Genomic DNA, 13,068 nt, shown 5'->3' with positions numbered 1-13,068 from the left:
GTGCCAGTCCGGTTCCGCAGAATAAAATTCAGTTAAATCAATGATTTGAAGAGATTGCTAGCCGTGGTCTCAGGAGGAATTGTGCGGAAATCCGCACATGATCCGCTTGATCAATGCGGAAATTCGCGCAAGATGCGGCATGGCCGATGCCCTCCCGCCTGCCGATCCCGATGCCCCGCTGACCGGCGCGAGCGAGCCGCCCGCGCGCTGGCCATGGCTGGTCTTCGCGGCGATCGCCCTGGCTTTGGTCGCGGTGGCGCTGGTGAGCGCGGCCAATCTCGGGCGCAGCCGCGCCGTGGCCGGCGTGCGCGCGCAGGCGGAGAATGCGGCGACGCTGGCCATCGCCGTGCTGCGCGGCGAGCTGGAGAAGCAGCGGGCCGTCCCGCTCATCCTCGCCCGCGACCCGGATGTGCGGCGCGCGCTGGCGGGGGGCGATCCCCATGCGCTCGATACCAAGTTTTCCGCGATCGCCCGCGAGACCCGCGCTTCCGTCATCTACCTGCTGGACACGCGCGGCGTCGCCATCGCCGCCTCCAACTGGGACGAGCCGTCGAGCTTCGTCGGCAGCGATTATTCCTTCCGCGACTATTACCGAAAGGCGATGGCGGAGGGTGGGGCCGAGCAGTTCGCGCTCGGCACGGTCAGTAACCGGCCCGGCCTCTACATCACCAGCCGCGTCGATGGGGCGGCAGGCGCGCTCGGCGTCCTCGTGGTCAAGGTCGAGTTTCCCCAGGTCGAGGCCGACTGGAAGGCGCTGGGCGGGCAGATCTATGTGACCGACCGCCGGGGTGTCGTGCTGCTCTCGACCGTCGAGGCCTGGCGCTTCCATGTCGAGCAGCCGCTCCCGCCGACGGAGGTCGCGGAGATCCGCCGCTCGCTGCAATTCGGCGCCGCCCCGCTCGCCCCGCTGCCCTTCACCCGGCGCGGCGATCTCGTGGAGGCGAGGGGCCTCGGCGGGCGCTTTGTCGAGGCGCGCACAGCCGTGCCGACCACCGGGTGGACGCTCGATGTGCTGCTGCCGGTCGACCGCGCCATCGGCACGGAGCGGGCCGGGCTCCAGCTCATCGCCGCGCTGCTGCTGATGCCCAGCCTCGGCCTTGCCGCGGAGCTGATGCGCCGCCGCCGCCGGGCGCTGGCGCGCCGCCTCGCCGATGCCCGCGTCAAGGCCGAGCTGGAGCAGCGGGTGGAGGCCCGCACGGCGGAGCTCGCCGGTGCCAATGCGCGGCTAATGGAGGAAATGGCCGAGCGCGCCCGCGCCCAGGAACGCCTGTCGGATGCCCGTGAGGAGCTCGGCAAGGCGAACCGTCTGGCGACGCTCGGTCAGGTCTCCGCCGGCGTCGCCCATGAGATCAACCAGCCGCTCGCCGCCATCCGCACCTATGCGGAGAATGCCCGCGCTTTCCTCCAGCGCGGCGCGCCGGAGGGGGCGGAGGGCGCGCTTGTCCGTATCGTTGGCCTCACCGAACGGGTCGGCGCCATCACCGACACGCTGCGCGGCTTCGCCCGGCGCGGCGACGGCGCGGTCGAGCCGACGCCGCTGGCGGATGTCATTTCCGGCGCGCTGATGATCCTCGACGCGCCGCTGCGCCAGTCCGGCATCCGCCCGGTCGTCACCGCGATCCCGGCGGAACTGAGGGTGATGGGCCGGCGGGTGGAGCTGGAACAGGTGTTGGTGAATCTGATGCGCAATGCCATCGAGGCGCTGGCGGGCGCGCCGCCGGCCTCTTCGATCGCGCCGGCCCTCTCGCTCGGCGTGCGGGCGGAGGGGGACTCGGTGGTCATCACCGTCACCGACAATGGGCCGGGCATGAGCGAGGCACAGGTCGCGGGCCTGTTCACGCCGTTCCGCTCCTCCAAGGCGAAGGGCCTCGGGCTCGGCCTCGTCATCTGTCAGGACATCGTCGCCCGGTTCGGCGGCACGCTCACGGCGGCCTGCCGGCCCGGTGAGGGCTGCGTCTTCACCATCGTGCTGCGGAGGGCCCCCTGATGAGCCTGATCGACCTGTCCGCCGTCGACGTTGCTTTTGTCGATGATGACGAGGATCTGCGCGACGCCAATGTGCAGGCGCTGCAGCTCGCCGGCCTGCGCGCTGCGCCCTTCGCCGCCGCGGCCGAGCTGCTGGACCGGCTCAGCCCGGATTTTCCCGGCGTCGTCGTCACTGATGTGCGCATGCCCGGCATGAACGGCATCGAGCTGTTCCGCCATATCCGCGCGCTCGATGCCGACATTCCCGTCGTGCTGATCTCCGGCCATGCCGACATCGCCATGGCGGTGGAGGCGATGAGCGAGGGCGCCTACGACTTCATCGCCAAGCCCTATGCCGGCGAGCGCCTCGCCGAGACGCTGCGCCGGGCGTTGGAAAAGCGGGCGCTGGTGATGGAGAACCGCCGCCTGCGGGCTCTCGCCGCTGCCGACGAGGGCGACAGCGCGCTGATCGGCGAGACGCCTTCCATGCTGCGCCTGCGCCAGATGATCCGCGACCTTGCCGATGTCGACGTCGATGTGCTCGTCCTGGGTGAGACCGGCACCGGCAAGGAGGTGGTGGCGAATTTGCTGCACCGGCTCGGCCGTCGCGGCACCCGCCCCTTCGTCGCGCTCAATTGCGGCGGCCTGCCGGAGACGGTGATCGAGAGCGAATTGTTCGGCTATGAGGCCGGCGCCTTCACCGGCGCGCAGAAGAAGCGCATCGGCCGGATTGAGCATTCCAGCGGCGGCACGCTCTTTCTCGACGAGCTGGAGAGCATGGCGGTCAGCGCGCAGGTGAAGCTGCTGCGCGTGCTGGAGACCCGCGAGATCGCCCCGCTCGGCTCCAATGAGCTGCGCCCGGTCGATCTGCGCGTGGTGGCGGCGACCAAGATCGACCTTGCCGACCCGCAGGCGCGCGGCGATTTCCGCGCCGACCTGTTCTACCGGCTGAACGTCGTGACGTTGCGCATCCCGCCCTTGCGCGAGCGCCGGCGCGACGTGCCGCTGCTCTTTGCCCAGTTCCTCGCCCGTGCCGCGCGCAAATATGGCCGCGAGGTGCCAAAGCTCGGCCGGGCGGTAGAACGGCATCTGGTCGAGAACGACTGGGGGGGCAATGTGCGCGAACTCGTGCATTTCGCCGAGCGCGTGGCGCTGGGCCTCGACGAAGCAACCCCGCCCGCCAGTGCTGCGACCGGTCGGCCCGGCCAGAGCCTGCCGGAGCGGCTCGGCACGATCGAGGCGAACCTCATCCGCGAGGCGCTGGAGCGCCATGGCGGCGACGTGCGCGCGACGATCGAGGCGCTCGGCATCCCCCGCAAGACCTTCTACGACAAGCTCGCCCGTTACGGCATCGCGCGCGCGGCCTATGAGAGCGACCGCTAGGGCAATGAGCGGTGCGATCCTTGCTAGGCGTGGGCCCCCTCGCAGGAGTGCTGACGCGTGAAATATTGCCCGCAGCGGGAGCCGAGCCCGCTCCCCTTCTCGCCCTTCAAGAGCTGCACCGTGCCGCGCCCCATCGGCTGGCTGTCCAGCGTCAGCCGCTCGGGCGTCGAGAACATCGCGCCCTATAGCCAGTGGCAGAACCTGACCTTCGATCCGCCCATGGTGATGTTCTCGGCCAACCAGTACCCGGACGGCCGGCGCAAGGACACGGTGGTCAATGCCGAGGAGACCGGCTGGTTCGTCTGGAACATGGCGACCTACGCGCTGCGCGAGGCGGTCAATATCAGCGCCATGGCGCTGCCGCCGGAGGAGAGCGAGTTCGACCGGCTCAGCGTCACCCGCGACTATGCCGATAACGCGCCGATTCCCATGGTGCGGGAGAGCCCGGTGAAGTTCGAGTGCCGCTATCTCAGCACGCACCGGCTGAAGGGCAATTCGCCCGCCGGCAGCATCGACATCGTCTTCGCGCAGGTGGAGACCATCCATATCGACGATAGCGTGATCCTGCCCGACGGGCGGCTGGACATCGCCTCGATCCAGCCGATCGCCCGGCTCGGCTATTTCGACTACACGGTGGTGCGCGACATTTTCGAGATGCGCGTGCCCGGATCGGATGCGCAGGCGCAGGCCGGCCTTGAGGGGCGGGCGACGGTCTGACCTTGGGCGGGCGTGCCTTCAGTCGGCCAGCAGCGCGGCGAGGAGAAGGCGGACGGCCTGGGCGAAATCCTCGATCCGCATCGCCTCCTCGGGATTGTGGCTGCCATTCTGGTTGCGCACGAAGATGAGTGCGGCCGGCACGCCGCGATTGGCGAAGACCGAGGTGTCGTGCCCGGCCCCGCTCGGCATCTCCACCGCGCCAATGCCCGCGCGGGCGGCGGCCGCCGCCAACTGGCCCCGCAGCGCGGCGTCGAGAAGGGCCGGCGTGCTTCCCGTTTTCTCGCCGAAATCGAACACCACGCCGCGCCGCTGTGCGATCACCGCCGCATGGGCCATCAGCTCATCGTGAAGGCGCCCCAGCACGGCGGGGCTCTCGCTGCGCACGTCGAGGCAGAAGCCGATCTCGCCGGGCACCTTGGAGAAGGCGTGTTGCGCCGGATCGGTGCCGACCTCGCCAAAGGTGAGGGTGGCGCGCAGCCCGTCGCGCTCCAGACCGTCCCAACTCGTCTCCAGCGCAGCGACAAGATCGGCGAAGGCGACCACTGCGTCCTGCCGGTAGGCGCGCGGCACCGCGCCGGAATGGCCGTAGGCACCGAGGCAACGCCCCTTGCGGTAGCGGAACGAGCCGGCAATGCCAGTGACGAGGCCGAGGGGCACATTCGCCCGCTCCAGCACCGGCCCCTGCTCGATATGCACCTCGATGAAGCCGTGGATATACGCGGGATCGAGATGCGCCGCCCCGGCGGCGACCGCCTCGGGATCGAAGCCGAGTGCCGCCATATGGGCGCGCAAGGTTTGGCCGGTATCGGCGCGCGTCGTCTCAAGCGCCTCGGGCGGCAGCAGGCCGAAGGCGGCGCGGCTGCCGAGATAGGAAACCGGAAACCAGGTGCTTTCCTCGGCGCGGATCACCATCACCGTGAGATCGCGCGCCGGCGTCCGGCCCGTATCGCGCAGCGCCTTCACCACGGCGAGGCCCGCCAGAACCCCGGCGGCGCCATCGTAATTGCCGCCATGCGGCACGCTGTCGATATGCGAGCCGATGATCCAGCCGGGCAGCGCCGGGTCGGTGCCAGGAAGCGTCAGATAGAGATTGCCGGCAGCGTCCACTGCCTCGCTCAAGCCCAGCTCGGCGCCGACGCGCCTGACCAGCGCATGGGCAAACTCCTCGCCCTCGCCATAGGCGGCGCGGGTGATGCCGGGTGCGTCGGTGGTATGGGCGCGCAGTTCCTCGAACAGCGTTTCGGCGAGGGAAATGGCCTGGGCGATCATGCGCCGTGCCCGGCGGGGGCGCGCAGCCACGCTTCGGGGTTCACCAGATGCGGCGGGCGCTGGCCGGCCAGCACATCCACCACCTGACGGGCCAGAGCGGTAGCCGTGCGCCGCAACGCCGCCTCGCTCGAGCCGGCGACATGCGGGGTGAGCACGACATTGTCGAGCCCGATCAGCGGTGAGGAAGGTGGCAGGGGCTCGCGGGCGAACACGTCGAGCCCGGCGCCGCCGATGCGGCGGGCGATCAGCGCTTCGGCCAGCGCCGCCTCGTCGATCACCGCGCCGCGCGCCGTGTTGATGAGGAAGGCGGTGAGCTTCATGCGGGCGAGCTCGGCCCGGCCGATCAGCCCGCGCGTGCCCGCACCACCGGGCAGGTGCAGCGAGACGATGTCGGCCTGCTCCAGCAGCCGGCCGAGATCGGCCACGTGGAGGAAGCCCGCCTCCGCCACCGCCGGATCGTCCGCCCGCCGGGTCCAGACCACCACCTCCATGCCGAGCGCGCGCGCGAGGCGTGCGGTCTCGCGGCCGATGGCGCCGAAGCCGACAACGCCGAAAATGGCGCCTTCCAGCTCCATGAAGCTCGCGCGGTATTTGAACGTGCCGTCGCTGGCGCGAGCGGCTCGGTCGCCCGGCCCGATCTGCTTGGCGAGGTGGAAGGCGAGGGCCAGCGCGTGCTCGGCCACCGAGCGCGCATTGGCGCCGGGCGTGTTGACCACGGCGATGCCGCGCGCGGTGGCGGCGGCAAGGTCGATCCCATCCACCCCGACGCCATGCACGCCGATGACCTTGAGGCCCGACGCCGCGTCCATCAGCGCGGCGTCGATCGGCGCGTCGCGGGTGATGAGGGCGGCCACATCGCGCACATCCTCCATGAGCGCCGCCCGCCCCAGCGAGGTGGCGAGCCGCACCGGGTGGCCGGCCGCCGCCACGAGGTTGGGGCCAGCGGCATGGATGCGCTGGAGGATCAGGCAGGAGGCGCTCATCGAGGCGCTCATCGGGTTCGCGTTGCCTCAGATGCCGCGGATCGCGCCGCCATCGACCCGCACGGTCGAGCCGGTGACGTAGCTGGCGCGGGCGCTGGCGAGGAAGGTCACCACATCGGCGAATTCCTGCGGCGTGCCGTAGCGGCCCATCGGGATGGTGCCGCGCGAGGCGGCGGCGACCTCGTCGACGCTTTTGCCGGTGCGCCCGGCGGCGGCGGCGTCGAGCTCATCCACCCGCTGGGTATGGATGCGGCCCGGCAGGACGGAGTTCACCGTCACCCCGTCGGCCGCGACTTCGGCGGCGAGCGTCTTGGCCCAGCCGACGATGGAGGCGCGCAGCGCGTTGGAAATACCGAGATTGGGGATGGGCTGCGCCACACCGGACGAGACGATGTTGACGATGCGCCCGAAGCCGCGCGCCCGCATCCCAGGCAAGAGCCGCGCGGTGACGAGGAAAATCGCGTTCACCATGGTCTCGAACTGCGCGCTCCAGACCTGCGGCGCGACGCTGGCGACCGGGCCGGGCGGCGGGCCGCCGGAATTATTGACGAGGATGTCGATGGGCTCGCTGGCGAGAAGGTCCAGCGCCGCTTCAAGCGCCGCCCGGTCGGCAAGATCGAGCGCCTGTACCCGCGCGCTGCCGCCGCTCGCACGAATGCCGGCGGCAGCCTCTTCCAGCGCCGCCACATTGCGCCCGGCGAGGATGACGCTCGCCCCCTCGGAGGCGAGCGTCTGCGCGCTGGCAAGGCCAAGCCCCCGACTGGCGCCGAGCACCAGCGCGGTGCGTCCGTGAAGTCCGAGATCCATGATGCCCTCCCGATCAGCCGTGCAGCTTGCGCTGGAGGCGGGCCATCAGCTCGCCCAGCTCCTGATGGTCGCGCGCCGTCAGCTTCGGGCCGGGATGGCGGGTGTCGGAGCAGGCGATGATGCCGCGCCGCTTCAGCACTTCCTTGCGCACGGCGAGGCCGAAGCCGAGCTGCTGCTCATGGCGCAGGATCGGCAAATAGAGGTCGAACAGGTCTTCCGCGCCTTCCACGTCGCCGGCATGGAACTTCTCGACCACGCCAACCAGCATCTCGGGGTAAGCGAAGCCCGTCATCGCGCCATCGGCGCCGCGGCGCAGCTCCTGCGGCAGGTACAGCCCGCCATTGCCGACGAGGATGGAGACGCGCCGGCCCTCGCCCTTGTCGGAGCGCTCGCGCATCTTGGTGATCTTGGACAGGCCCGAGCCCTCTTCATGCTTGAGCATGACGAAGTTCGGGAAGGCGTCGATCAGCCGGTGCAGCACGGAAACCGCGCTCACCGTGTTGCTGGTCTGCGGGTAGTCCTGATAGCAGACTGGCACATCCGGCCCGAGGCGGGTGAGCACCTCCGCCCAATAGCCGAAGACCTGATCGTCGGTCTTGAGGAAGGGCTGCGGCGCGATCATCAGACCGGCGGCGCCGAGGTCCATCGCCTCCCTGGCGAAGCGCACGAGATTGTCGGTGCCGGGGTTCGAGGCGCCGACCACGATGGGCTTGCGGCCATCGACGCGCTTCATGACATGGGTGAGGAACGCTTTCGCCTCGGTCGGCGCCAGCTTGAACGCCTCGCCGAGCACGCCGAGGATGGTGATGCCGGTGACGCCGCATTCCAGATAGAAGTCGATCAGCGAGTCCGTGCTGTCGAAGTCGATGTCCCCCGTTGGCGTGAACGGGGTCGGGGCGATGATGTAGACGCCCCGTGTAGTCTCGTTGATCGTGTCGACCGCCATGATCGTTCCTCAGATGGCGCGGAGCTTCTCGATGATGCTCTGCTTCACGTTTTCGATGTGGGTATGAACGCCAGCCCGGGCCGCCTCGCGGTCCTCGCGGCGCAGCGCGTCGATGATGGCGAGATGCTCGCGGTGGCCGATCTCGAAGCGCTCGGGCACGCGGTCCATGTTGAACATGTGCGTCTTCAGGCGCAGGTCGTGGATCTGCTTGGCCAGCACCGCATTGCCGCTGCGCCTGGCGAACAGGCCGTGCAGCCGGCTGTCCAGCGCCCAGTCCGCCTCCGCGCTCGGCGTGGGATCGTCGAGCAACGCGCGGATGTCGGCCTCCAGCATGTCCAGTTCCGCCAGGGGAACGCGGCCGGTGGCGAGGCCGACCGCTTCCATCTCCAGGATCTGGCGCACATGCAGCGTCTCGATCAGCTCGCGGGTGGAGAATTCCTTGACCACCAGCACGCCGCCGGGCTTGCGGGTGATGAAACCTTCGCTCTCCAGCCGGTTCAGCGCGTCGCGCACCGGGGTGCGGGAGATCGCCAGCGCCTCGGCGAGGCGGCGCTCCTGCAGCACCGAGCCGACGGGAATCTCGCGGCGGATCAGCCGGTCAAGGAGGTCATTATAGGCTTTCTGGCCGAGGCTTTCCTCGCGCGGATCGGCGACGGGCGTCGGGCGGGCGGTCAGGGGCATGGACGACTCTGCGGCACGGCCGGGGCCTTTGGCGGGGGGCGCCCGGCCGGGAAGGGGACCGGCCGGGCGCAGGCACGAAGGGCGATCAGAACTGGGTCTTGATCGGATCCTTCGGCGCAGGCGAATAGCCGATCAAGGGCGTGGTGAGCTTGGCATAAGTACCGTCGGCGATCATGTCCGCCAGCGCCTTGTTCACCGCCTTGACGAGGTTCGGCTTGCCCTTCTTGAAGGGGAAGCCCTTCTGGATGTGGCTGAGATAGTCCGGCACCAGCACCAGCGGCAGCTTGGACGCCTCGATGGCGTAGGCGGCGGCGATGGAGTCGGTGATGACCGCGTCGATCTGGCCGTTCACCAGATCCTGGATGGCGTCGGATTCGGCCTTGTAGCTCTTGGCCACGGCGCCGCGCTCCTCGGCCAGCTTCAGCCAGGTGGAGGAGACCAGCACGCCCACCGTCTTGCCCTTGATGTCGGCGGGCGTCTTGATGGCGGAATCCTTCTTCACCACCACACGGCCGCCCGATTCCAGCCAGCCATCGGCGAACATCACCTGCTTCTGGCGCTCGGCGGTGATGTCCATCGCGTCGGAGGCGAAGTCGTACTGGTCGGCGGCGAGGCCGACGAGCAGCGCCTCCCACTTGATGATGACCGGCTCATATTTGAGGTTCAGCCGGCGGGCGATTTCCTTGCCGACGCGGATTTCGAGCCCGTCCAGCTCGCCGTCGGGGGCGCGCATGGAGAAGGGCGGGTAGGTGCCTTCGGTGGCGATGAGCAGCGTGCCGGGCTTGATGAGCTCCAGCTCCTGCGCGCCGGCCGGCGTGGTGAGGCTGCCGGCAAGGAGGCCGCCGACGAGAGCGGCGGCAAGCACGGGAAGAAGTGTCAGACGCATTGTTTTATCCCCTCTGTCGTCTGCTGTCGGTCGTCAACGGCGCGCGGGTGCGCAGCCGGTCCGCTCGAAGCGGGGGTGAGCCCGCCTGATTTCACATAGCCTCACGTCCGGGCGACACCGGCCGCGCGCAGCGCCAGCAGCTCGGCCATGACGGTGGCCGCGAGCAGCGCGGTGGTTTGGGCCGGCTGGTCATAGGGCGGGCACAGCTCCACCACGTCGGCGCCGACGAGGTTCACGCCCTCGATGCGGCGCAACAGGTCGAGCGCCTCGCGCGCGCTGGGGCCGCCCGCTTCCGGCGTCTGCACGGCCGGGGCGAAGGCGGGATCGACGAAGTCGAGATCGAAGGTGAGATAGGCCGGCGCGCCGGCGGTGCGCTCCGCGATGCGGGCGGCGAGCGCGGGGATGCCCATGGCGAACATCTCGTCGGTGGTGACCACCTCATAGCCGAGCTCGACCGATTGGCTGACGTCATCCGCCTTGAACAGCGAGCCGCGCATGCCGATCTGGATCGAGCGCGAGGGATCGACGATGCCTTCCTCCACCGCGCGGCGGAACGGCGTGCCGGCGCTATACTTTTTGCCGGCGAAATACTTGTCCCAGGTGTCGGAATGCGAGTCGAACTGGATCAGCGCCAGCGGCCCGTGGGTGGCGGCCACGGCACGCAGCGCCGCCAGCGTCACCGAATGGTCGCCGCCAATGCCGAAGGGCGTCACGCCCGCCTCGACCACCGCGCGCACGGCGAGCTCCAGCCGCTCGAGCGATTCTTCCTCATAGCCGGGCACGACGGCGGCATCCCCCGCGTCGGCGCAGGCCAGCGTCTCGAACACGTTGATGTTCCGATAGGGGTTGATCGGGCGCAGCATGATCGACATCGCCCGCACCGCATTGGGTGCGAAGCGCGCGCCGGTGCGGAACGGCGCGCCGGAATCCGACGGCAGGCCGAGAATGGCCGCGTCGAGACCCTTCAGCGTCGTCGCCTGCGGCAGCCGCATGAAGGTTGGCACGCCGCAGAAGCGCGGGGTTTCCAGCGAGTCGATGGGCAGCACGCTCATCTTGAATGTCCTTTCACAGCGAGCGGGCGTAATGCCGCTCGAGCTGGGCCGCGGCCTGCGAGATGAGGGTGGTCATCACGAGGTAGATGACCGCGGTGGCGATGTAGAACTCGAACGGGCGGAACGTCGTGGCGATGATCGTCTGCGAGTAGAGCGTGAGCTCGACGACGGTGATGGTGGAGAGCAGCGAGGTGTTCTTCACCATGGTGATCGCCTCGTTGGTCACGGGCGGCAGGATCACGCGGAAGACCTGGGGCAGGATGATGCGGCTCATCATCTGCCAGCGGCCCATGCCGAGCGCCTGCGCGGACTCTGTCTGGCCCTTCGGGATGGCGGACAGGCCGGCGCGGACGATCTCCGCGACATAGGCGCCGCCATTGACGCCAAGCGCGATTACGCCAGCGCTGAAGGGCGAGAGGCGCAGCCCGAGCTGCGGCAGGCCGAAATAGATGATGAAGATCTGGATCAGCGTCGGCGTGCCGCGAATGAACCAGATGTAGAAGCCGCTCGCCTCGCGCAGCGCCCGAAAGCGCGAGACCTTGCCGAGCGCGGCGAGGAGGCCGCACAGCCAGCTCACCATGATCGCCAGAATGGAGAGCACCAGCACGATCCAGCTGGCGCTGAGGAAGCCGGGAACATAGGGCGCGAAGCCTTCCCACCAGGTCGCGATCATGGCCGGGCTCCCTGCACCGCCGCCGGGGCGGCATAGGCATCCTCATGCAGCACGCGGCGCAGGAACTGCTGCAGCCGCTCGCTCTTGGGCTGGCGCAGCACCTCGCGGGGGGCCCCGTCCTCGGCGATCACGCCCTGGTCGAAGAAAATCACGCGGTTGGATACCTCGCGGGCAAAGCCGATCTCGTGGGTGACGAGCAGCATGGTCATGCCCTCGCCGGCAAGGCTCGCCATCAAGGCCAGCACTTCGCCGACCAGCTCCGGGTCGAGCGCGGAGGTCACCTCGTCGAACAGCATCAGGCGTGGCTGCATGGCCAGCGCGCGGACGATGGCGACGCGCTGCTGCTGGCCGCCGGAGAGTTTTGAGGGGTAGGCGTGGCGCTTCTCGGCGAGGCCGATGCGGGCGAGCAGAGCTTCCGCCTTGGCGATGGCTTCCCCGCGCGGCTCGCCCTTCACCCGGATCGGCGCCTCGATGACGTTTTCCAGCACCGTCATATGCGGCCAGAGATTGTAGCTCTGGAACACCATGCCGATGCGCGCCCGCAGCTCGCGCAGCTGCGCGGCCGTGGGGGCGCGGCGGGCGCCCTCCTCATAGTCGAAATGGACGTCGCCGAAATCCATCGTGCCGCCGCTCGGTGTTTCCAGCACGTTGATGCAGCGCAGGAAGGTGCTCTTGCCGGAGCCGGAGGCACCGATGATCGACACCACCTCGCCGGCATGGACATCCAGCGAGACGCCCTTCAGCACCTGATGCGCGCCGAAGCTCTTGGTGAGGTCGCGGATGCGGATGAGCGGTTCGCCGGCCATCAGGCGCTCCCCGCCGGGGAGAAAATGTCGATCAGGCAGTCGCGCGGCGTGCGGTCCTCGCCATTGATCGGGGTGATGTCCTGCGGGCAGCAGGAGAAGGCCATGATGATGTCGGCCTCGGCCTGAAGCACGAGGTAGGAGCCGGGCTTGGAGGCCGGCAGCAGCCGGTCGAGCGAGCCGTCCGCCCGCACATCCACGCACATGAAGAAATTGGCCGGTGCCGGGGTGACCGGGAAGCGGATGCCGAGTTCCGCCAGCCCCTTATGCAGATTGTCGGCGCAGGAGCGGTGATAACCGGTGACGCCAAGCTGGCGGTAGATGTCGGCATTGCAGGCGCAGAGCAGCGTGTCGTGCCGGCCCGAAGAGGTGTCCTCGACGATGGACACCAGCGGCCGGCGCTTCGTGCTGACCAGCGGCGTGTCGCTTGTGACATGCACGGTCGAATGGACGGACCGGAAATTGTCCATCGAGGTGAACTCGTAGATGTCGGCCTGGGTGAAGGCCCAGAAGTCGATGGCCTGCGTGCCGAAGGGGTTGGTCAGCTTCAGCCGCTGCCCCGCGCGCATCCGCACCGCCTTGCCGGTGCCGGCGGCGAGGACGAGGGAGTCGTCGAGCCGATAGTCCATCGCATCCTCACGCTTCACGCCGGCCGCCGAGGGGCAGGCGCGCCTTGACCCAACGTCGTGCCGTCATGGTCATCTAACACATTGATATTTTTGGGTATACCGATGGAATGCAAGCGGCATTTTTAGTCAGCTGATGCCTGAAAGCTGAGCACTGTGGCGGCGCCTGCGTGGGTGGGGCCGGCGTACCGCCGCACCCGAGCGGGCCGCCGACGGAGCCGCAACCTTCTGCCGCCGCTGCCATTTGAGGGCCTCCACCGACCCGCCTCCCGCCCGG

General features: G+C 69.1%; 13 protein-coding genes. 3 read left to right on the top strand and 10 right to left on the bottom strand.

Features of this window, described 5'->3' with window-relative positions; genetic code table 11:
* Positions 1–139: 139 nt before the first annotated feature.
* From OU996_RS02165 to OU996_RS02155, 3 genes are read left to right on the top strand one after another with little or no spacing between them, the layout of a single operon-like run.
* Positions 140–1,987, top strand: coding sequence for a sensor histidine kinase (locus OU996_RS02165; RefSeq protein ID WP_267584039.1), 1,848 nt, complete (start codon positions 140–142; stop codon positions 1,985–1,987).
* Positions 1,987–3,348: a sigma-54-dependent transcriptional regulator gene (locus OU996_RS02160; RefSeq protein WP_267584038.1), complete on the top strand. Its 1,362-nt coding sequence runs from the start codon at positions 1,987–1,989 to the stop codon at positions 3,346–3,348. Before OU996_RS02165 ends, OU996_RS02160 begins: the two co-directional genes overlap by 1 nt.
* Positions 3,349–3,405: 57 nt before the next feature.
* Positions 3,406–4,065 carry a flavin reductase family protein gene (locus tag OU996_RS02155; RefSeq protein ID WP_267584037.1) on the top strand — a complete coding sequence of 220 codons (660 nt, stop codon included), beginning with the start codon at positions 3,406–3,408 and terminating at the stop codon, positions 4,063–4,065.
* Positions 4,066–4,083: 18 nt separating this feature from the next.
* On the opposite strand, the gene OU996_RS02150 is transcribed toward OU996_RS02155, so the two are convergent.
* The 10 genes from OU996_RS02150 to OU996_RS02105 form a co-directional block, all read right to left on the bottom strand.
* Positions 4,084–5,334: a Zn-dependent hydrolase gene (locus OU996_RS02150; RefSeq protein ID WP_267584036.1), complete on the bottom strand. Its 1,251-nt coding sequence runs from the start codon at positions 5,332–5,334 to the stop codon at positions 4,084–4,086.
* Positions 5,331–6,317 carry a hydroxyacid dehydrogenase gene (locus tag OU996_RS02145; RefSeq protein WP_267584035.1) on the bottom strand — a complete coding sequence of 329 codons (987 nt, stop codon included), beginning with the start codon at positions 6,315–6,317 and terminating at the stop codon, positions 5,331–5,333. Before OU996_RS02145 ends, OU996_RS02150 begins: the two co-directional genes overlap by 4 nt.
* Before the next feature lie 27 nt (positions 6,318–6,344).
* Entirely contained in the window at positions 6,345–7,124 is a 780-nt protein-coding gene (locus tag OU996_RS02140) for an SDR family oxidoreductase (RefSeq protein WP_267584034.1), read from the bottom strand.
* 13 nt (positions 7,125–7,137) lie between these two features.
* Positions 7,138–8,070 (bottom strand): dihydrodipicolinate synthase family protein, encoded by a 933-nt coding sequence (locus OU996_RS02135; protein WP_267584033.1) that lies wholly within the window; start codon positions 8,068–8,070, stop codon positions 7,138–7,140.
* Positions 8,071–8,079: 9 nt separating this feature from the next.
* Positions 8,080–8,751, bottom strand: coding sequence for a GntR family transcriptional regulator (locus OU996_RS02130; RefSeq protein ID WP_267584032.1), 672 nt, complete (start codon positions 8,749–8,751; stop codon positions 8,080–8,082).
* A gap of 85 nt (positions 8,752–8,836) precedes the next feature.
* A complete protein-coding gene (locus tag OU996_RS02125) occupies positions 8,837–9,637 on the bottom strand; it encodes a transporter substrate-binding domain-containing protein (protein WP_267584031.1) in 801 nt (266 codons plus the stop codon).
* 101 nt (positions 9,638–9,738) lie between these two features.
* On the bottom strand, positions 9,739–10,689 hold the full coding sequence (gene speB, locus OU996_RS02120; RefSeq protein ID WP_267584030.1) for an agmatinase: 951 nt from the start codon (positions 10,687–10,689) through the stop codon (positions 9,739–9,741).
* Positions 10,690–10,702: 13 nt separating this feature from the next.
* Positions 10,703–11,362 (bottom strand): amino acid ABC transporter permease, encoded by a 660-nt coding sequence (locus OU996_RS02115; protein ID WP_267584029.1) that lies wholly within the window; start codon positions 11,360–11,362, stop codon positions 10,703–10,705.
* Positions 11,359–12,168 carry an amino acid ABC transporter ATP-binding protein gene (locus OU996_RS02110; RefSeq protein WP_267584028.1) on the bottom strand — a complete coding sequence of 270 codons (810 nt, stop codon included), beginning with the start codon at positions 12,166–12,168 and terminating at the stop codon, positions 11,359–11,361. The genes OU996_RS02115 and OU996_RS02110 overlap by 4 nt, the downstream gene beginning before the upstream one ends.
* On the bottom strand, positions 12,168–12,812 hold the full coding sequence (locus OU996_RS02105) for an urea carboxylase-associated family protein (protein ID WP_267584027.1): 645 nt from the start codon (positions 12,810–12,812) through the stop codon (positions 12,168–12,170). The genes OU996_RS02110 and OU996_RS02105 overlap by 1 nt, the downstream gene beginning before the upstream one ends.
* Between the last annotated feature and the right edge of the window lie 256 nt (positions 12,813–13,068).

The organism is Ancylobacter sp. SL191, assembly GCF_026625645.1.
Lineage (GTDB): Bacteria > Pseudomonadota > Alphaproteobacteria > Rhizobiales > Xanthobacteraceae > Ancylobacter.
The sequence above is the reverse complement of the archived record's forward strand: the minus strand, read 5'-3'. Positions and strand labels throughout refer to the sequence as shown.